The sequence below is a fragment of the Terriglobales bacterium genome, from assembly GCA_035487355.1.
Lineage (GTDB): Bacteria > Acidobacteriota > Terriglobia > Terriglobales > Acidobacteriaceae > QIAW01.
Genome location: DATHMF010000035.1, coordinates 31484 through 50995 on the forward strand (window position 1 = coordinate 31484; position 19512 = coordinate 50995).

Below are 19512 nucleotides of genomic sequence, written 5' to 3' on the forward strand. Positions count from 1 at the left end.
AGGTTGCCGATCCTGAAATTACTTTGGTTACGTTACAAAGGTAATACCCAAACAAGTTCACCACACAGACACAGAGGATTGAGTCATCGGGTCATTGAGTCATTGCTTCATTAAAGTAAACCAATAGCAACAACCATGATTCAAGTACACAATGACACAATCACTCAGTTTTCTCTGTGCCTCTGTGTCTCTGTGGTGAATGCTTCTCATTTGCCGATACAGAAACTGCTGAAGATCAAATTCAGAATGTCATCCGTTGTGGTGGCGCCAGTGATGGCGTCCAGCGGACGCAAGGCATTGTAGAGATCGAGCAGAAGCATCTCGTGAGGGATAGAGTTCCTGATCGCGGCCACGGCGGCATCGAGCGCGGCGAGCGAATCGCGCACCAGCCCTTGATGGCGGACGTTGGTCAGCATGCCACTTTCCTGTTGGGCGCCGTGATCGCCTGCGATTTGCTTCAGGATGGCCTCGCGCAGTTCTGAGATTCCTTCCCCGGTCACCGCCGAGGTGCGCAGTTGCGCGGGATTTCCAGCGGCCGGCGCTGCCTGTGCGGTTTTGTTTAAATGTGGCGCTTTGACCAAATCTGATTTGTTCTGCACGAAAATCGCAGAGCGGTTTTCCAGGCGGCCCTGCAAGGCCGCATCTTCCTCCGGGTGCAAGTTGCTCGCATCCAAAACTACCAGCACCAAATCGGCCTCGGCCAGGGCTTCGTAAGATTTCTGAATGCCGAGGCTTTCTGCTTCGTCAGCCGCTGTGCGGATTCCGGCCGTATCCACCAGGCGCACGGGGATGCCGCCAATGGCAACCGTCTCGCTCACCAGGTCACGGGTGGTGCCGGGCGTGGCGGTCACGATGGCGCGCTCGCGCTCCACCAGCCGGTTGAAGAGGCTGGATTTGCCCACATTCGGACGCCCTACAATCGCCAAGGTCAACCCTTCATGAACGATCTTGCCGTAGGCAAACGACTGCGCCAGCTCTTCGAGGGGCTCGCGCACGGCGGCAATGCGTTTGAGGATTTCTTCTCCCGGCAAGACGGAAACATCATCCTCGGCGAAATCCACTCCGGCTTCAAGCACGGCGATTAAATCTACCAGCTTTTGCTTGATCGGTTTGAGCCGTTTGGAGAGTGCGCCCTCAAGTTGCTGGGCCGCTACTTTCGCCTGAAAGAGAGTTTGCGAGTCAATCAGGTCGCGCACGGCCTCAGCCTGAGTGAGATCGAGCCTGCCGTTGAGAAATGCGCGCATGGTGAACTCGCCGGGCTCGGCCAGGCGCGCTCCGCGTTGCAAAGCAATGGCGACAATGTGCTGCAAAACTACAGGGGCGCCGTGGGCGGAGATTTCTACGATGTCATCGGTCGTGTAGGAGTGGGGCTTGGCAAAATAGGTGGCTACGACTTCATCAATACGTTCGCCTGTGGCCGGGTCAATCAACTCGCCAAACGAAGCGCGGCCGGGAGCAAGTTCATGACCTCCAACTTTAGAAGCAAGCCGCAGCATGGGTCCGGCGATGGCGCGCGCTTCGGGTCCGGCCAGGCGCACAACCCCGATGCCGCCGCGTCCGGGCGGGGTGGCGACGGCGACGATGGTATCGTCGAGGTTCACGGCTTTGATTGTAATGGGTGAGCCGGATGAGAGCGCCGTCGGGGCGCAAGCCAACTGTGAATATGCAGCAGCTATAGAGCCTTAGGAGATAAGCCGCGGCAAAAAGAAACCGGTGCGCCGGCGGTGCTCTTCGAAGGCAGCGCCAAATTCCTGCGCCAGCATCTTTTCTTCAACGCGGGCTTTTGTGTAGAACGCAATCCAAACCAGCGCGACTGCAATCACGGCGCGCCATTCTCCGATAGCTAATGCAGTTCCATCCAGAGCCAACAGGATCCCGGTATAGATAGGATGGCGCACGTAGGCGTAGGGGCCGTTGCGAATCAGTTCATGCTCTACCTTGATGGTGACCTTGCTGCTCCAATTTTGGCCCAGGCTGTAGCGCGCCCAAAAAGCAAAAGCAATGCCAAGGGCAGTGAGAATAAGTCCCGTTACCGCTACGAGTAGACTCTGAGGCCAAAGCCTTCGTCCGAGTACTCCCCAGAGCGAGGAGTGCGTGAAGAGCAGTATCCATGCTGCCCACAGCGGCGCCTGATACACAATTCGCGAGCCCATGGACTCTTGCGTCTTGACCGCCTTCAAACGCAAAGCTGAAATCAGCCAATACGCGAAAAAAATGATCCAAAGCGCGGTAAAAGCATTACTAATCAGGTCAGTCATACGAGATATCGATGATACTTGAACGTCAAAGCAGAAGCTTCAAACCGAGGGCTTACTTTGCCATGGAAGAGTAGGCAACAATTCCCACGACCACGACCACCAGGATGAGCAGCCCAAAGCGCCGCATGAATGGTATGGGCGAGGTATTCACCAGATTGCGGGCGTTCTCCGAGGCGATTTCGCGTCCACGGCGGCAGATGGTGCACATCTCTATAAATTTTTGGGAGGTGACCATGCCGAAGAAGAACCAAATGTGAAAATAACGGTAAGAGACGACCGTCTTGAAAGGCCGGTCGGCCTGGCAGACCGGACAGGAACGCATGCCCAAGTCGCCAAGTTCATGGGTATCGCCGCGAGTGCCGAAGATGATCATAGGGATTTTTGGAAAACGGCGATTCTACTTTAAAGTTGCATTCCGCAATGTAAAAACTTTTTAAACTTTCGTTCCCCTGGGGTTCTCCAGCGCGCTTCCGTTGGTTTTGTGCAAGCGAGCGAAGTTGGCCTGCATCTCTTCGTAAATGCGGTCTGCTTTGTGATGGAGCTGGGCGACTTCGAGTTCCGCCTTGAGGTTTACTTCATAATCCAGGTCGCCTTTGAGGCGGTCTTTGGCGGCCTGCCGGTTTTGCGACATCATAATGACCGGCGCCTGCAGCGCCGCCAGCATGGAGAGAAAAAGGTTCAGCAGGATGAATGGATAAGGATCGAAGGTGGCCTTCTCAGGCGCGAGCCCGTGTCGCGCTCCTTGTACGGTCAAATAGACATTCAATCCTACCCAAGCCAGCAATACGACGCCGAAAGAGATGATGAAGGTCCACGATCCGCCGAAGCTGGCCACGCGGTCGGCAATGTGCTGGCCCAGGGTAAGGCGCTCTTCTTCTTCCAGGTTCAGGTTGCGCGAGACGTGAGTGCGCAGCAGTTCATCGGTCGCGCGCAGGCGGCGGCCCATGACGCCGAGCAGGTCCATGGCGGCGTGCGGGTGCCGGGTTATGAGGTCGAGCAGGTCTCCGCGATCCATGACAAGAGTCTCAGTATCGTCGGTGGCAACCGCGGTTGCGGTGCGGGGACCGCCATCGAGCAACGAGATTTCACCGAAGACATCGCCGCTGAGATTCTCTGAGAGGATGATGGTGTCGCCGGTGCAGTCCTCCACGTAAACCTGCACACTGCCACGGCGGACAATATAAAGCGCGTCACCGGAGTCGCCGTAGGCAAAAACGATTGCGCCTTTATCAAAGTTGCGGACGTCAACCAGTTCGGCCAGAGTCTTGCGTTCTTCTTCGTCGAGCAGTTGGAATAAAGGCACCTCCGCCAGGAGGGCCAGATCAGCAGCCATAAATCAACCTCATCAAGATAGTCGTTCTCTCAGTTACTTATGATGCCAAGCCATCATGCCAACTCTTGCGGCAGAGTTCAATTGATAAACATTAATAGAAAATCGGACCTGAAAACCCTCTGCGGTGAGCTGTGAATCCGCTTGATCCGTGGCAGGTAGTTTTTTCTTAAGAACGCGCCCGAAACTGCCGCGCAAATTCCCGAATATCCTGGACCAGCAACTCCGGCTCCTCCCAGGCTGCGAAGTGGCCTCCTTTGGGCATGGTTGTCCAGCGGGCAATATCGTAAACCCGTTCGACCCAGCTTCTGACCGGGAACGGCTCTTCTTTCGGGAACCTGGCTACGGCGGTGGGAGTAGAAATCCTCTCCCCTTTGCCGAAGTGCAAAGGAGCCTGGCGGCGTTCAAAGTACAGGCGCATGGAAGAGCCCGTGGTTTCGGTGAGCCAATACAAGCTCACGTTGGCCAGCAAGTCGTCTTTGCTGAACCGGCGCTCCACGTCGCCGTCGCAGTCTGACCAGTCGCGGAACTTATCAATCAGCCACGCTGCCAGGCCCATGGGCGAGTCATGCAGGGCAAACGCCAGGGTTTGCGGTTGAGTGTTTTGTACGGTGCAGTATCCTCCCTTTTCTTCGAACCAGCGGGCGTCCTCCACTTGAGACCGGAGTTCTTCTTCCGTCATGGGCGACTCGGCCACATCCACGTAGGGGTGGTACGAACCCGGGATGTAGTTCAAGTGAAGACCGAGCACGTGCTCCTTGTGCTTCCAGGCAAGGACGGTGGAAACATTTGCGCCGAAGTCGCCGCCCTGCGCGAGGAACTTCGGGTAACCGAGTTCCTGCATCAGCTTTACCCAAATCCCGGCGATCTTGAAGGTATTCATTCCTGGCTGTTCGGGCCGGCCGGAAAAGCCGAAGCCTGGCAACGAAGGGACGACAACGTCGAATGAATCATTCGGGCCTGCTCCGAAGGCCTGTGGATCTGTGAGCAGCGGCACCACCCTCAACATCTCGATAAACGATCCGGGCCAGCCGTGGGTGAGCAGGATAGGCAGAGGGCGAGGGCCGCGTCCGTGGACATGGATGAAGTGAACTTGCAGCCCGTCGGCCTGAAAGCGGTAATGAGGCAGCTTGTTCCACTCCGCTTCATGCCGGCGCCAATCGAAGCGGTTCAGCCAGTAGTCGCGAATGGTGTGCATGTAGGCGAGATCGAGGCCATAGGCCCATCCCGAATGCGGTATCGCGTCCGGCCACCGGGTCCGGATCAGGCGCTCTTTGAGATCGGAGAGCGCTGCGTCAGAGATATTGATTTTAAAAGGTTCGATTGCCATGCGGGGTGTTGAGTTCCTTTTTGCATTGAAAATTGTACTCTGATCGACAGATTTCATTTTGCAGCACGCAATGCAGGATTACGTCCGCACGATAGAATCAAGAGGAATGTCGCTCTCTTTTCAAATCGAGGCCAGGTGCGGCGAGGCGCGTGCGGGCAGACTCATTACACCTCACGGTGAGGTGGAAACCCCGGTCTTCATGCCGTGCGGAACCCTGGGCTCGGTGAAGGGAGTGCCGCAGGAGATTCTGGAAGAGCTGGGTGTCGAGATTCTGCTGGGTAATACCTATCATTTATACCTGCGCCCCGGGGCTGCGCAGGTGCGGCAGCTTGGTGGCTTGCACAAGTTCATGTCCTGGGAGCGGGCCTTGCTGACCGATTCGGGAGGATTCCAGGTTTTCAGCCTGAGCCAACTGCGCAAGGTCAGCGAAGAGGGTGTGGAGTTTCGCTCGCATCTCGATGGCTCAACGCACATGTTCACTCCGGAGAGCACCATGGCGGCGCAGATTTCCCTGGGCGCCGATATCATCATGGCGTTCGATGAGTGCACTGAATTTCCCGCCGAGCGACGCCGCGCACAACAATCCATGGAGCTGACCGTGCGCTGGGCAGAGCGCAGCAAAAAACATTTTGAGGCGCACAAACATGAGGTTCCGTGGATATTGTCGGAGAACCGAGAAATCCCGCAGGGGCTAAAGCCCGCAAGCTTAGCGGGCTTTTCGGCACGACTAAAGTCGTGCCCTGATACAAAGCTCCGCGAAGAAAATGTGTCTGAGATGTCTGAGATAGTTTCTCAAAAGATAGTTTCTGGAAACTCGAAACTTGAAACTGGAAACTGCACGCAGTCCCTCTTCGGTATCGTGCAGGGCGGCATATACACAGATCTCCGGAAGCAATCGGCCGAGCAGATCGTCGCTATGGACTTCCCTGGCTACGCCATCGGCGGGTTGAGCGTGGGCGAGCCACGGGCGTTGACGGAAGAAGTCCTGCATTCCACCTTACCTTGCCTGCCCAAAGAAAAGCCCCGCTACGTCATGGGCGTAGGTACGCCTGAGGAGATTGTGCGCTATGCGCTCATGGGGGTGGACATGATGGATTGCGTGCTGCCCACACGCGCTGCCCGCCACGGGTTGCTCTATACCTCCGAGGGCAAGGTCAACATCAAGAATGCGCGTTATGCCCAGGACCAATCGCCGTTAGACCCCAATTGCGGATGCCGGGTCTGTGCCCGCTACACCCGCGCCTATCTGCGCCATCTGTATGCCAACGGAGAGGTGCTGGCCATGGTTCTGAACAGCATTCATAATCTAGCCTTCTATCTTGACACCATGCGCAGGGTGCGTCATTCTATAAGACTTGGGGATATCTCAGCGCTCCACTCTGCTATCCAGTCACGAGCCTGAACTCCCTTGGGTGAGCGCGCAGCGAGCGCCGAGAAAAGCGCGAGGGCGCAGCAAAGCTTTGCGGAGCCCTTAGATAGAAGCAGCAGCACGCCTTCCGTTCGAGAACCCTTGTAGAAAGGTCTTCCCCCGGGCTGGAAACGTGTGTTGGGTTGCGTGTGGGGCAGTTACCGGCTGGTTCGCCGGAGCTATTGAGTCCTGGAAAGAGACGGCTAGGTAGCCGGAACACTTCAAAATGGAAATTTCGCAGGTTATCGCAATGTTACAGGCGCCGGGAGGCGGTGCCGGCATCTATACCTTTCTGCCGGTTGTCGCCATGCTGGTGTTTGCTTATTTAATTTTGATTCTTCCGCAACAGCGCCGCCAGAAAAAATGGCAGGCCATGCTGGATGGCCTGAAGACCGGCGACAAGGTGATCACCAGCGGCGGCCTGCGCGGCACGGTCATCGCGCTGAAAGAGGATGCGGTGCATCTGCGCGTGCCCCCGGACAATCTTCGCATCGAAGTTTCCAAATCATCTGTCGTCTCTCTTGCGCAAGGGGAAGAGAGTGAGAAGAAGTAGTCATGATGCAGAGAAATTTACTCGGTAAAACAGCTTTTATCATCGCGGTCCTGCTCATTTTTGTTTATGGCATCTTCGGCATACCGCAAAAGTGGAATGGCGAAGGCCTGAAGCAGGCCCTGCTCGATCGCATTCACCTCGGCCTGGATTTGAAGGGCGGGACGCACCTGATTTTGCAGGTGATGGTGAATGATGCCGTAAATGCCGACTCGGATGTAACCACCGAACGGCTCAAAGAGTCGCTCAACAAGAACAATGTTGCTTATGGAGAGATTTATAAGCCCGACCCGGCCAATCATCCTGAGCAAATCGCCATCAAAGGCATCCCGGCCAGCGCCATCGCTAACCTTCGCAATAATGTTCTTGCCAGCTACCCGCAATATGACATCAGTACGGGCGCGGACAACAGCTACTTGCTTACCTTGAAGAGCACCCGGGTGAGCGAAATCAAACAACAGGCCGTAACCCAGGCCATTGAGACCATTCGCCAGCGCGTGGATGCTCTGGGCGTGAGCGAACCGTTAATCGAAGAGCACGGTTTGGGAAATTATCAGATTGTGGTCCAGCTTCCGGGAGTGGATCCGGACCGCGCCATAACCATTATTCAGTCCACCGCCATGCTGGAAGTCCGCGGAGCCATTGATCAGCGGGTTTATCCTTCTGAACAAGAAGCGCTGCAGGCGCACCCCGGCGGCCTGCCTCCCAATGCGGTCCTGGTTCACGGCAGCAGCATCGGGGCACGGGACACAGCACCCAAAGATTTAGTCTATGTTCTGAATCGCAGCTCGGTGATTACCGGCCGCGATATCCGCGATGCTGAGACTTCAACCAAGGATACCGGCGCACCCATCGTCAATTTTTACCTTACCAATGATGGAGGCGAGCGCTTCAAAGCCTTCACCGGCGCCCATGTAGGCGATTACATGGCCATCGTGCTGGATAATCGCGTGGTTGAGTTTGCCACCATTAAGTCGGAAATTGGAGATTCTGGATTGATCGAGGGAGGCTTCACCGCAGAGACCGCTAAAGACCTCACCATCAAGCTGCGCTCCGGTGCGCTGCCTGCGGGAATCCAAATTCTGCAAAAGGAGATTGTGGGTCCGTCGTTGGGCGCGGACTCCATCCGCCAGGGCGTGACCGCAGCGGTGATAGGCATGTCGGTGGTGATGCTCTTCATGCTTATCTATTACCGGTTCTCTGGAATCAATGCCGACCTGGCGCTGATTCTGAATCTAGTGATTCTGCTCGGGTTCCTGGGCTTCAGCGGCGCTACACTGACTTTGCCCGGCATTGCCGGCGTTATCCTGACCATTGGTATGGGCGTAGATTCTAACGTGCTCATCTTCGAGCGCATTCGGGAAGAGCTGCGCAATGGTAAAACCCCGGCTGCAGCCGTGGACCAGGGTTTCGGCAAGGCCTGGCTCACAATCATTGATACGCACGTGACCACGATTGTTTCTGCCTTCATTCTGATCATATTTGGCACCGGGCCGGTGCGCGGATTTGCAATTACCCTGTGCTTTGGTCTGCTGGCCAATATTTTTACCGCGGTCTTCGTCTCGCGCGTAATTTTTGACGCCGGCCTGCAACGCAAGGAGCGGGGTGAAGCATTAAGTATCTAAGTGAGGCATTGAGCTCAAACGACCCCAAGGGTCTAAATGCCAATGCAATCTAAGGATTGAACAAGTGGAATTTTTTAAGAATACCAACATAGATTTTCTCGGCAAGAAGTGGTACTTCCTGGCCTTTTCGCTGGTCTTCAGCATAGCCGGCGTGCTCTCAATCATGTTCTGGCACCACATCCCCCTGGGGGTGGAATTTAACGGCGGTACCCAGGTGGATGTGAAGTTTGCCAGTACGCCCGATCTGGACTTGATCCGCAAAGATCTGGATCGTGCCGGCCTGCACGACCCCCGCCTGCAGCCTTATGGTCTCGCGGCCAACCACGAGGTCCTGATTACTTTGTCGCAGAAAGAAACCAGCGAAGCAGCCCTTGACCAGGGCGAAAAACAAATCATTCAAGCGCTGACCAGCAATGCTCCCCAGGACAAGCTGGACCTCAATAACTCAAACCGGGACAGTATTGCCGACGCGCTCGTCAAGCGTGACCCGCTGCACCTGGGCGTCACTGTTGGCGGGCGCTACCAGGCTGAGGCGCAGAAGATTGTAGATTACCGTGACAAGGTAAAGGGCGGCGTGTTGAACAGCCTGGACGAACTGAAAACTGTAACGTCTCCTGAAGTCGTGAGCGCTTTGCAGAATGACTTTTTCCTCTCAAATTTTGGCGTGCGCGGCGTGGAAATTGTAGGCCCGCAGGTAGGCGCCCAGCTTCGGAAGCAGGCAATATTGGCGGTCCTGTATTCGCTGGCCGGAATGCTGGTGTACCTATGGTTCCGCTTTGAATTGATTTATGGCGTGGCTGCGGTGGTGGCGGTTTTTCACGATACTTTAATCACCATCGGCGCTTTCTCCTTGACGAATCAAGAGATTAGTCTTACGGTTATTGCCGCCATCCTTACGTTGATCGGCTACTCCATGAACGACACGATTGTGGTCTTTGACCGCATCCGTGAAAACGTGAAGCTGATGCGGCGTGAGAATTTGGCAGAGATTGTTAATAAAAGCATCAATCAGACCCTGAGCCGGACAATCCTGACCTCAGGGCTGACGTTCTTGACCGTGCTTTCACTGTATCTCTTTGGGGGTGAGGTACTTAAGGGTTTTTCTTTCGCTCTGGTGGTAGGAATCCTGATTGGTACTTACTCCTCGATTGCCATTGCGGCACCCATGCTGGTGGCCTATCAAGAGTGGCGCATTAGCCGATCTGGAAGACGCCTGGAGCCTGTGGCCATTGATTCCGGGCGCAAAGAAAAGGTTCGAGTCAAGGCGTAAATTGCACTAATATAGGTGTCTTAAATTAGGTGTTCTTACCAGCCCCCCTGGAAGGTTATAAGCAAAAGCAAGCAGAATTGAAAATTAATGGCTTTTTTACAGTGAAAAATGGGAACTTTATTGGGTATGTCTGGTGTCTAAGGTAATGGTGAATACCGAATAAACGGAGAGACACTCTGTTGACCCATTTCCTGGGAGATGAAGTATGTTTGAAGATAGCCTGATTGAATCGTCGGGTAGACTAAAAACCAAGCGCGGTTGGACGACATCATTCGCCACAGTCCTGCTGCTTCTTGTGATCTTTACCCTCTGTCTGATTCCGCTGATCTACACAGAAGTACTACCTAAGCAAATCATAGCGACATTCCTGGTGGCACCGCCGCCGCCTCCACCGCCACCGCCGCCAATGGCAGTCATCAAAGTAACGAAAATTGAGACCGAGTTGGAAAACGGCGCGTTGCGCACCCCCACCAAGATCCCTGAGAAAATCAAGATCGTGAAGGAAGAGGAAGCGCCACCTGCCGCCGCCGCGGGCTTTGTGCCCGGCGGAGTTACCGGCGGAGTCCCGGGTGGTGGTATGGGTGGAGTTATTGGCAGCCTGATCGGCGGCACCGGTAGCGTTCCCAAAGTCACTTTGAACCGCGTGCGCGTGTCGGGCGGTGTTGTAGAAGGCAACCTGATTCACAAAGTGGTGCCTCCGTATCCGCCGCTGGCCAAGACGGCCCGTATTCAGGGCACGGTCGTGTTGCATGCCATCATCAGCAAGCAGGGTAACGTGGAGAACCTGAATGTGATCAGTGGCCACCCCATGCTCGTGCAATCAGCTTTGGATGCCGTCAAGCAGTGGAAGTACAGACCGTATATTTTGAACGGCGAGCCGGTTGAGGTAGAGACGACGGTCACCGTCAACTTTAACCTGACGGGTGGAGCATAGAATATAGAATTTTGGGCAGAGATTGGGCAGAGATGAAGCCGCAACTGCCATGATTTGCATCTATCTTTCTTTGCATCTACCCTGGATGACCCTGTTTCCATAAAAAATTTGGAGCAAGGGAGTCTGGCATACCTGAGTTTAGATTTTTGTATTTAGAACCAAGGAGGAAGGACCATAATTATGTTTCTCGTTAATGTTGCAAGTTTAATGTTCACCCATGTTGCCGCTTTCGGCATGTGGATGTTCCAGGAGGGCCAGCAGCAGGTGGCTGGATTCGATAACCCACTGGCACTATGGGGCGCCATGGGCTGGTTTGCCCGCATCATCGTCATCATTCTGTTTGCCATGTCGGCAATTTCAATCGGCGTGATGATTGACCGGGCGTTTGCTTTCAGCGCTGCCCGCAAGCAGTCGCGTTCGTTCGCCCCGGCCGTGGCCGGTGCGTTGCGTGAAGGCAAAATTGACGAAGCCATTCGCGTGGCCGAGCGCAACAAGAAGAGCCATCTGGCAAAAGTTGTGACGGCGGGGCTGCAGGAATTCAAGGCCCACACCGAATCTTCTGACATTCCCGGTGAAGAAATCGAGGCTTCCAAGCGCGCCCTGGAGCGTGCCGAAGCCATTGTGCACGCCGAATTGAAGCGCGGCCTGGGTGGATTGGCCACCATCGGGTCCACTGCCCCGTTCGTGGGGTTGCTGGGCACCGTGGCCGGCATTCTGAACGCGTTTATCGGAATTTCAACTTCAAAGGCAACTGGTTTGGCGGCTGTGGCCGGCGGTATCGCTGAAGCCCTGGTCACTACGGCCATCGGACTGTTCGTGGCCATTCCCGCGGTCTGGATGTTTAACTACTTCACCAATAAAGTAGAAGCATTCGACGTCGAGATGGACAACAGCTCCAGCGAGTTGATTGACTACTTCCTGAAGCGCAGCGGCAAAATGCGCAAGTAAACGTAAGTGCCAGGAACAAAAATTAAGGTCTGACCTCCTCTCGGGTCCGGTGATTAAAAACCGGGCCCGAATCCATACTTTAGAGACAGATCGCAGGCAGGATTAAAAAGCTTATGGGAATTGCAAAAAGAGACGAAGGCAGCAAAGTCAACTCCAACATCAACGTGACCCCAATGGTGGACGTCATGCTGGTGCTGCTGATCATTTTCATGGTGGTGACCCCCATGCTTCAGAAGGGCGCCAGTGTGGACATGGCCAAGGCCGACAACCCGATTGCCATGCAAGATGCCGACAAGGAAGATGCTGTGATCGTGGCGGTACAACGCGATGGCGCGATTTACCTGGGCAACGACCGCATTACCATGGACCAGATCACCAACAAGGTGAAAGACAAGCTGGAGCGCAAGGCCGACAAGAAGGTGTATGTGAGAGCGGACGCTCACGCCAAATACGGTGTAGTTGTGGATGTGGTGGATAATGTCCGCTCCGCCGGCGTAGATCAGCTTGGTCTGCTGACGGAACAGAACAAGTCCACGACCCCGCCTCCTCCGCCGTCGGACGCCACGAAGAAGAAGACAGAGCCGACAACGTAAGGTTAGACCGCGCAGGATAAAACAGTTTAGGCTCTCCTTGCTGGTCGAATTCAGCCGGTGATGGAGCCAATGTGAAGGAGAATTTGTTATGGCAATGGCAGTGGGCGGGGGCAAAGGTGGCCCTTCCGCCGACATCAATGTGACTCCCCTGATTGACGTGTTATTGGTGCTGTTGATCATCTTCATGGTCATCACGCCGCTCACGCCCAAGGGATTGGATGCTCTGGTTCCGCAACCTCCGAAAGATCCGCAGAAGCAACAGGAGCCGAACGATCGCACCATTGTGGTGCAGGTGCTGAAAGGCAACGGCAACCGTCCCGACCTGAAGATCAACCAGGACCCGGCTACGTGGGACAATCTGTCCGATACTCTAAATAACATCTTTAAGACCCGCGCCGAGCGCGTCATGTTTGTCAAAGGCGATAAAGACGTGGATTTTCAGTATGTAGCCCAGGTGATTGATATCGCCCATGGTGTGGGTGTGGATAAAGTTGGTCTGATTACAGCCAAGATTGAAGCTGGCCAATAGTTTTTCTGAGAAAAAGGGAAAACCGGGCAGGCCAGCAGGCCGCGGACTTTTTTATGAATGGAACAGGGGAGATGATGAAGAACGTTATGAAAATATGCTTACGAGCCGTTCTAGTCGGGTTGCTCGCATGCATGGTGCTCTCGGCGACGGGCTGCGACAAGCTCAGGGCGCGCGACCAGTTGAACAAAGGCGTGCAAGCTTACAAGAACGGCCGCTTTGAGGATGCCATTGAGCACTTCAAGAATTCTGTGGCGCTCGATCCTGATCTCGGTGTAGCGCGTCTTTATCTGGCAACCGCCTACTTTGGCCAGTACGTGCCGGGCGTGGATACACCTGAGAACAATCGCAGCGCTGAACAGGCCATCGAGCAATATCAAAAGGTGCTGGAGAGCCAGCCCAACCAAACCAACCGCATCACTGCGCTCAAAGGTATTGCGTCGCTCTACTTCAACATGAAGAAATTCGACCAGGCCAAGGAGTATCAGCGAAAAGTGCTGGAGCAGGACCCCACAGACCCTGAAGCCTACTACTCCATCGGCGTCATTGACTGGACCAAAGCCTATTTCCCACGCCAGGAGGCGCGCCAAAAAATCGGGTTGAAGCCGGAAGAGCCCCTCAAGGATGAGAAAGTCTGCGAAGAACTCCGCGGCAAAAATGCGGAGACGGTCAAAGAGGGCGTGGATATGCTCAGCCAGGCCATGAAACTGCGAAAAGATTACGATGATGCCATGGCTTACCTCAACCTGATGTATCGCGAAAAAGCCGATATCGAATGCGGCGATCCGCTGCAGCGCACCATAGACCTGAAAACGGCCGATGGATACGTGGAACAGGCCATGGAAGTCAAGAAGCGCAAGGCCGAAGAAGAAAGCAAGCGGACCGGCGGCATCGTGATGGATGAGAACAAATAGCAGGCGAAAGAGCAGAATTTTTCCAGAAAGGGCCGGCAACGGCCCTTTCTTTTTTGCTATTGTTCTTTTTTGCCCTTCAGGGCAGCTTTAAAAGTGGCAGGTTTGCCAAGCCGGGAGACGATACGAAAGGGCAGAGAGTAGTAGAATAATTCTTTCCAGTTCTGTTCCTGGTGCCCCTGGAACCGTACCTGTTGTGTTCAAAAAAATCCTCATTGCAAATCGTGGAGAAATTGCAGTACGCCTGATTCGCGCCTGCCGCGAGATGGGTGTGCGCTCGGTCGCGGTTTATTCCGACGTAGACCGGACTGCATTGCACGTCCGTAAAGCTGACGAAGCCTATTACATTGGCCCGGCCGCTGCGACCGAATCTTATCTCTGCATTGATAAGCTGCTGCAGGTGGCCCGGAGTTGTGGAGCGGATGCCATCCATCCCGGCTACGGATTTCTCTCTGAAAATCCCCGCTTTGCCCGTGCGTGTACAGAAGCCGGCATCAAGTTTATTGGGCCCAAAGCGGAGGCCATGGAGATCATGGGTTCCAAGACCAGCGGGCGCCGGGCCATGCAGTCTGCCGGTATCCCGCTGGTTCCTGGTTCAACCACGCCCCTGTCGCGGGCAGAGGCCCTGCAGGTTGCCGAAGAGGTGGGTTATCCCGTCATGTTGAAGGCGGCAGCCGGCGGCGGAGGAAAGGGCATGCGCCTGGTGCGGGCCGCCAAAGAGCTGGAATCTGCCTTCGATGCCGCATCGAGCGAAGCTCTGCGCGCCTTTGGCAGCGCGGAAGTCTATATCGAAAAATGGATTGAAAATCCGCGCCACATTGAAATTCAAATTCTTGCTGACGAGCACGGCCATTGTGTTTACCTGGGAGAGAGAGAATGCTCTCTGCAGCGACGGCACCAGAAAGTTGTGGAAGAAGCCCCCTCCGCCGTGGTGGACCCCGAGTTGCGGCGCCGCATGGGCGAAGCGGCCCTGGGAGTGGCACAGGCGGCGGGCTATACCAATGCGGGCACAGTTGAGTTCCTGGTGGATGCGGAAAAGAAATTTTACTTTCTGGAGATGAATACGCGTTTGCAGGTAGAGCATCCCGTGACGGAGCTGGTGACCGGGCTTGACCTGGTGCAGCTTCAGATCAACATTGCCGCCGGCAAGCCCCTGCCTTTCGCCCAGGAGGATGTTCATCTGCGCGGACACGCCATTGAGTGCCGTCTCTACGCGGAAGATCCCGAGAATAATTTCTTTCCCTCTCCGGGAAAGATAACCCGGCTGATGACACCGGCGGGGCCCGGCGTGCGCGAAGACAGCGGGGTCTATGAGGGCTGGCAGGTCCCGCTGGAATACGACCCGATGCTTTCCAAGCTTATCGTCTGGGCGCGCACCCGCAAGCAGGCCATCGCCCGCATGGAGCGGGCCCTGGACGAATACTTTATAGGCGGCATTAAAACCAATCTCCCGCTCTTTCGTAAAATTTTGCGAGACCCCGGTTTTCGCAAAGCGGAAATTCATACCGGGTATCTTGACCAGATTCTTGCCCAATCGAATACAGCTACCCAGGGAAAAGAAGAGAAGGACGAAAACGACGAAACCAACCGGCGTGAGATTGCAGCGGTTGCAGCCGCGCTCTTTGCCGCCACGGGTAAGGGTGGGAGTCTGAATGGGACTGCCGCTGCCAAAGTACAAACACCACCGGCATGGAAGATGGTGGCACGCCGCGAGGGCATGCGCAATTAAATCGTGATCTATCAAATCAAAATCGAGGAGCGCACTTACCAGGTGCAATTAACACCCGGTAACAGTGATGGTGGCTGGCGTTGCAGCTTGCGTGAAAACAGTGAGGCCGAAGCACGGGAGTTTCAGCTCGATGCCAGAGAGACACAACCGGGGGTGCTCTCGCTTTTACTGGATGGCCGGTCGTATGAAATTAAACGTGAAATGACCCCGGCGGGAGTTATTGTCTCCGTAGAAAACCACCGCTATGCCGCTGAAGTAGGCGATCCGCGCTCATTGCGAACGCGCCGCGTTGCCGGCGACGGTGACAGCGGCCCGCAAAGAATAACCGCACCCATGCCCGGCAAGATTGTCCGCATCCAGGTTGCAGAAAAGGCCCAGGTTGAGCAGGGCCAGGGGATCCTGGTGATTGAGGCCATGAAGATGCAAAACGAATTGAAGTCTCCCAAGAAAGGCGTGGTGCGGAAGATTTTGGTTAAAGAAGGCATGACCGCCAACGCTGGTGAAGTGCTGGCAATTGTGGAATAGTTTCGAGTTTCAGGTTTCGAGTTTCAAGTGCAAAATTGTGAAACTCGAAACTATTTCTGTCCGTTGTTTTTCAGAATCTCATCGGCCAAGTAGTTTTCGACCCTGGCCTGGTTCAGGACGACTTCCTGGTAGGCTGCTCGCAGGAGCTGCTCCCGGGTCTGGCGTATTTGTTCGCGAATGTACTGTTGCACCCGGGGATCGTTCAAATCGCGCTGCCCAGCGGGCTCTTTGGAGATCAATTTCACAATCTGGTAGCCGGCGACCCGGTGGGCAGAATCGGTGAGCGGAACAATGCCGCTGATCTGGCCGGCGGCAAGTTTGCCCACGGCATCACGCGTAGCTGGATCGGTGCTGGTTTTCAGGGCAGATTCCTGGACAAATCCCAAGTCGCCGCCGTTTGCGCTGGTTTCCGAATCCTCGGAGTAATTCGAGGCAAGAGCGGCGAAATCCTCGCCGTTCTGCAGCCGGTTCAGGATTTGCTGGATCTTGGCTTTCGCCTGGGTATCGTTCTGCGCCTTGTCGTTCTTTAAGTTGTGCAACTGTGGATTGGGTGCGGAGGAGACAAAAATGTGGGCCAGGTGATAGACCGGCTCAATCCAGTTGAATTGGGTCTTATGCTGGTTATAGTAGTTGGCAATATCGGCGTCGGTGACGTTGATTTTGGAGTTGATCTCTTTGTTATAGACTTTCTCGATGGTTAACTGGCGGCGTATCCCTCGCTTCAACTCATCCAGGGTCAGGCCCTGGTCCTTGAGCCAGCGCTGAAATCCTTCTTCGGTATTGGGGGCCTTGAATTCATTGATCTTGCTGTCTACTTCTTCATCGGAGGCCAGCAGCCCAAGCTTTTCCGCCCGCTGCAGCACGATCTCTTCGGCAATCATGGACTTCACGATGTTCAATCGCAAGCTGTCGGCTTGAGCGCCTTCGGGAGGTTGCGCTGCTCCGGCGAGTTGCTGCTTGTAGTATCTATCCAAGTCTGACCGCAATAGCTTCTTGCCATTCACGCTGGCCACTACGTCACTCCCGTGGGAGGAGGAGGAGCAGCCCGACATATGGAAGAAGAACACGGCGGTGACGAGCGCAGCAACCAGCACCAGGAGCGCTAGAAATGAAACACGTTTTTTCAACCCATCCTCCTCGTGCGACGGTCCATGTTGCGTCTCCAATAGCTGTTCTGAATAAACAGACGGAATAGAATCACGGAATCACGTTACCTTGAATATCTGTTATTTTTTAGGGTCGGCGTCGGATGGAGATTTCGGATCATCCTTTTTGCCCGTATCCTGTTTCCCACTGGTTACGCCCACCCCGGCAGCCGGCACTGCCTTGGACCCAATTTCAGACTTGGCCTTGATCTCCGCTGCCGGCAGGGGGACGCCCGCTTTCTCCAAGGCGGCGTTCAGAATGCCGCGCAGATCGTCGGCGGGCACCGCACCATCAAGTTTGGTGCCGTTGACGAACAACGTCGGGGTTGCTTCCACCCCGAGGGTTTCTTCACCGTACTTGAGTGAATCGCGCACTGCGGTTTCATCCTGGGCCTTGACGCAAGCCTCCAGACGCGGCAGATCCAGGTTGTGCTTCTGGCCGTAGTCCTGGGTGGAGTGGTCGAGCGCGGCGAACTGGTCTGGCAACGGCTTTTTGTCCCCGCTGATCAGGCCCTGGTTCGCGTGTACGTAGTCGGAAAAAGCCCAGTAAGCGTCGCTACTCTGGGCGCCCAGGCAATTGGCGTCCACCGCCGCATGGATGGCCCAGGGATGAATTTCGAAAAGCGGGAAATCCTTGTACACAATCAGGATTTTGTCTTTGTATTCCGGCAGAACGTCGTTGAAGAGCGTTTGATACCCCTTGGCACAGTATGGGCACTCGAAATCGTCGTACACGATGACCTTGACCTTCGCATCCGCAGTGCCGCGTAAAGGGCGGCTATTTACAGCGAAAGGGTCTTTGCTCAAATCAATTTTATGAAGCTGGGCCAGGGTCATGCCGTCTTTGGACAGCAGAAAATCATTGGGACTTCTATGTCCATTCCCCACCAGCGTGACTGTGATCTGATCATAGCCGGAGAAGTCGCTGGGCTTGCGTGCGGTGATTTCCAACGTGACCGTGGCTGGAATTCTGAAGCGCGCCCGCAGGTTTTCTTCAATGCGTTGCTGCAGCGCTGGATCGTTAAGCAAAGAAACAGGGGGGGCAGAAGAAGCCGGCGCCGGAGTAGTCGGAGCCGGACTCTGGGCTTCGAGCGAAAGAGCAGCGAAGCACATGGCAATCATTAGATATTTCAAAATTGAATACAAGGGATTCACCTGGTTTGAAGTGTATTTAAATTATCTCACGGAAGGCCGATACCTCGGGTCTTGTAGGCTGGCAATCTATGGGCGCTTCATGGACCCGCAAATTGTTCCTAATCAGCGTAACACAAAGCTATGGGCTACCCGTCGAGCCGTGATATATGTCTCGAAACTTGCCGTCCAGATCAGTTATGAAACAGCCCTAATACACCCTCTCCTGGCGTCTCATGTTCCCGAAACTTCCGATATTGGCAATGGTAAATACAAAGCGGTATTGGTTTTCATTGCGCAGCGGACCGAGCGCCAGGCGGCGGTACTCCATGGTGATGCCGCAGCAATCCCAGTTGTAGGTGGCCTCTACCGACATGCTTTGGAAAAAACTTTGCTGCGCGTCGAACCCTGCCGATGCCGCCGCAGTAAGGCCGGTTTTTCTCGGGTTGCCATATCCACCTGACAGGCGGTACTGGTTGAAACGGAAGGGTGCTATCAAGGATTTGGCGACCAGCAACTGCCCCGGGCTCTGCAGCAGGTCATGTCCGGCGCCCATGAAGAAATTGCCGAAGTAGTAATAAAAAGATGTGTAGCTGGAACTGATGTGGCCTTTCTTCGTGTCATAAGCCAGTTGCCAGTCTATGGTGCTGGATGCATTTGGAAAGATGCGCACCCGGGAAATCACTGGAGAAAGATTGCGAGGATCGGTGAGAAAGGCAATGCCGGTAAAATCAACCGTAGAGCTGAGCACATTGCGTGTGCCGGGCACCAACGCACCGCCAAACGACCGGTTGAAATAGTATTTTTGTCCAACCTCCCAATTGGCGATTTCGCGCGCATTTTCGTTGGAGCAATTCTTCAAGGGCTCGTCTTTCAGAGATTTGCCCTTCTCCTCAGTAACTGCAGTGGGTTTTTCATCGCTGCAATGGGGATGCAGGCGCTTGCCGTAAAGGCGGTTGATCACTCCCACTTCGGCTTCGCTGGTATTGCTCACGATGTCGCGCTCGTCAAAGCGGAGGATCTGCGAAAAATTATCCACTCCCGTGACATAGCGATAGATGACACGGGGCTCGATGGTGTGTTTCAGCCGGTGCCCCAAGACTGGAGTTTCGTAAATACGCCCCAAGGCCGGAGGACGAATTTCGAGCGAGCCTTCAAAGTCGTGACGGTTGATTACATCCTGAGAGGGAACGGCGACTCCGCCGACCACATGTTGTTGCTCGGTGTAATAAGTGTCGCGGATGGCAATTTCGGGGCGGAAGGTCCAGCCTTTCCCCACCAGAGAATATGACAAGCGGG

At 55.0% G+C, this 19512-nt stretch carries 19 protein-coding genes; 11 read left to right on the plus strand and 8 right to left on the minus strand.

Annotated features, from left to right (window positions below; genetic code table 11):
- Positions 1-206: 206 nt before the first annotated feature.
- The 5 genes from mnmE to VK738_08810 form a co-directional block, all read right to left on the minus strand.
- The gene (gene mnmE / locus VK738_08790; GenBank protein HTD22736.1) at positions 207-1655 is read right to left on the minus strand and encodes a tRNA uridine-5-carboxymethylaminomethyl(34) synthesis GTPase MnmE; all 1449 of its coding nucleotides are present in this window, start codon (positions 1653-1655) and stop codon (positions 207-209) included.
- A gap of 27 nt (positions 1656-1682) precedes the next feature.
- Positions 1683-2258 (minus strand): isoprenylcysteine carboxylmethyltransferase family protein, encoded by a 576-nt coding sequence (locus VK738_08795; protein HTD22737.1) that lies wholly within the window; start codon positions 2256-2258, stop codon positions 1683-1685.
- 52 nt (positions 2259-2310) lie between these two features.
- Positions 2311-2631, minus strand: a complete 321-nt coding sequence (locus VK738_08800; protein ID HTD22738.1) for a hypothetical protein — start codon at positions 2629-2631, stop codon at positions 2311-2313.
- 60 nt (positions 2632-2691) lie between these two features.
- Complete coding sequence (locus VK738_08805; GenBank protein ID HTD22739.1) at positions 2692-3591, minus strand: DUF1003 domain-containing protein; 900 nt, start codon at positions 3589-3591, stop codon at positions 2692-2694.
- Positions 3592-3757: 166 nt separating this feature from the next.
- Positions 3758-4918, minus strand: coding sequence for an epoxide hydrolase (locus VK738_08810; GenBank protein ID HTD22740.1), 1161 nt, complete (start codon positions 4916-4918; stop codon positions 3758-3760).
- Between the two features lie 106 nt (positions 4919-5024).
- Here VK738_08810 and VK738_08815 point away from each other — a divergent pair, with 106 nt between their 5' ends.
- From VK738_08815 to VK738_08865, 11 genes are all read left to right on the plus strand, one after another.
- Positions 5025-6320: a tRNA guanosine(34) transglycosylase Tgt gene (locus VK738_08815; protein ID HTD22741.1), complete on the plus strand. Its 1296-nt coding sequence runs from the start codon at positions 5025-5027 to the stop codon at positions 6318-6320.
- Positions 6321-6552: 232 nt separating this feature from the next.
- The gene (gene yajC / locus VK738_08820; GenBank protein HTD22742.1) at positions 6553-6879 is read left to right on the plus strand and encodes a preprotein translocase subunit YajC; all 327 of its coding nucleotides are present in this window, start codon (positions 6553-6555) and stop codon (positions 6877-6879) included.
- Positions 6880-6881: 2 nt separating this feature from the next.
- Positions 6882-8501 (plus strand): protein translocase subunit SecD, encoded by a 1620-nt coding sequence (gene secD / locus VK738_08825; protein HTD22743.1) that lies wholly within the window; start codon positions 6882-6884, stop codon positions 8499-8501.
- A 64-nt stretch (positions 8502-8565) separates the two neighbouring features.
- On the plus strand, positions 8566-9771 hold the full coding sequence (gene secF, locus VK738_08830) for a protein translocase subunit SecF (protein ID HTD22744.1): 1206 nt from the start codon (positions 8566-8568) through the stop codon (positions 9769-9771).
- 205 nt (positions 9772-9976) lie between these two features.
- Positions 9977-10705, plus strand: coding sequence for an energy transducer TonB (locus VK738_08835; GenBank protein ID HTD22745.1), 729 nt, complete (start codon positions 9977-9979; stop codon positions 10703-10705).
- 180 nt (positions 10706-10885) lie between these two features.
- The gene (locus VK738_08840; GenBank protein ID HTD22746.1) at positions 10886-11653 is read left to right on the plus strand and encodes a MotA/TolQ/ExbB proton channel family protein; all 768 of its coding nucleotides are present in this window, start codon (positions 10886-10888) and stop codon (positions 11651-11653) included.
- A 113-nt stretch (positions 11654-11766) separates the two neighbouring features.
- Complete coding sequence (locus VK738_08845; protein HTD22747.1) at positions 11767-12246, plus strand: biopolymer transporter ExbD; 480 nt, start codon at positions 11767-11769, stop codon at positions 12244-12246.
- 88 nt (positions 12247-12334) lie between these two features.
- A complete protein-coding gene (locus VK738_08850; protein ID HTD22748.1) occupies positions 12335-12775 on the plus strand; it encodes a biopolymer transporter ExbD in 441 nt (146 codons plus the stop codon).
- 86 nt (positions 12776-12861) lie between these two features.
- Entirely contained in the window at positions 12862-13686 is an 825-nt protein-coding gene (locus tag VK738_08855) for a tetratricopeptide repeat protein (protein HTD22749.1), read from the plus strand.
- Between the two features lie 193 nt (positions 13687-13879).
- Positions 13880-15412 carry an acetyl-CoA carboxylase biotin carboxylase subunit gene (accC, locus tag VK738_08860; protein ID HTD22750.1) on the plus strand — a complete coding sequence of 511 codons (1533 nt, stop codon included), beginning with the start codon at positions 13880-13882 and terminating at the stop codon, positions 15410-15412.
- A 3-nt stretch (positions 15413-15415) separates the two neighbouring features.
- Positions 15416-15937 (plus strand): biotin/lipoyl-containing protein, encoded by a 522-nt coding sequence (locus tag VK738_08865; GenBank protein ID HTD22751.1) that lies wholly within the window; start codon positions 15416-15418, stop codon positions 15935-15937.
- Between the two features lie 50 nt (positions 15938-15987).
- On the opposite strand, the gene VK738_08870 is transcribed toward VK738_08865, so the two are convergent.
- The 3 genes from VK738_08870 to VK738_08880 form a co-directional block, all read right to left on the minus strand.
- Complete coding sequence (locus VK738_08870) at positions 15988-17064, minus strand: SurA N-terminal domain-containing protein (GenBank protein ID HTD22752.1); 1077 nt, start codon at positions 17062-17064, stop codon at positions 15988-15990.
- 99 nt (positions 17065-17163) lie between these two features.
- Positions 17164-18204, minus strand: a complete 1041-nt coding sequence (locus tag VK738_08875) for a thioredoxin domain-containing protein (protein ID HTD22753.1) — start codon at positions 18202-18204, stop codon at positions 17164-17166.
- Positions 18205-18424: 220 nt separating this feature from the next.
- A partial coding sequence (locus VK738_08880) for a hypothetical protein (GenBank protein ID HTD22754.1) occupies positions 18425-19512 on the minus strand: 1088 nt, incomplete at its 5' end.

Excerpts from the sequence above, each read along its gene's own strand:
- VK738_08795 (HTD22737.1), bottom strand. The coding sequence starts at position 2,258 with ATGACTGACCTGATTAGTAATGCTTTTACCGCGCTTTGGATCATTTTT.
- VK738_08855 (HTD22749.1), top strand. The coding sequence starts at position 12,862 with ATGAAAATATGCTTACGAGCCGTTCTAGTCGGGTTGCTCGCATGCATG.
- VK738_08810 (HTD22740.1), bottom strand. The coding sequence starts at position 4,918 with ATGGCAATCGAACCTTTTAAAATCAATATCTCTGACGCAGCGCTCTCC.
- VK738_08805 (HTD22739.1), bottom strand. The coding sequence starts at position 3,591 with ATGGCTGCTGATCTGGCCCTCCTGGCGGAGGTGCCTTTATTCCAACTG.
- VK738_08815 (HTD22741.1), top strand. The coding sequence starts at position 5,025 with ATGTCGCTCTCTTTTCAAATCGAGGCCAGGTGCGGCGAGGCGCGTGCG.
- yajC (HTD22742.1), top strand. The coding sequence starts at position 6,553 with ATGGAAATTTCGCAGGTTATCGCAATGTTACAGGCGCCGGGAGGCGGT.
- VK738_08850 (HTD22748.1), top strand. The coding sequence starts at position 12,335 with ATGGCAATGGCAGTGGGCGGGGGCAAAGGTGGCCCTTCCGCCGACATC.
- VK738_08835 (HTD22745.1), top strand. The coding sequence starts at position 9,977 with ATGTTTGAAGATAGCCTGATTGAATCGTCGGGTAGACTAAAAACCAAG.
- VK738_08840 (HTD22746.1), top strand. The coding sequence starts at position 10,886 with ATGTTTCTCGTTAATGTTGCAAGTTTAATGTTCACCCATGTTGCCGCT.
- VK738_08845 (HTD22747.1), top strand. The coding sequence starts at position 11,767 with ATGGGAATTGCAAAAAGAGACGAAGGCAGCAAAGTCAACTCCAACATC.
- VK738_08800 (HTD22738.1), bottom strand. The coding sequence starts at position 2,631 with ATGATCATCTTCGGCACTCGCGGCGATACCCATGAACTTGGCGACTTG.
- secD (HTD22743.1), top strand. The coding sequence starts at position 6,882 with ATGATGCAGAGAAATTTACTCGGTAAAACAGCTTTTATCATCGCGGTC.
- VK738_08875 (HTD22753.1), bottom strand. The coding sequence starts at position 18,204 with ATGATTGCCATGTGCTTCGCTGCTCTTTCGCTCGAAGCCCAGAGTCCG.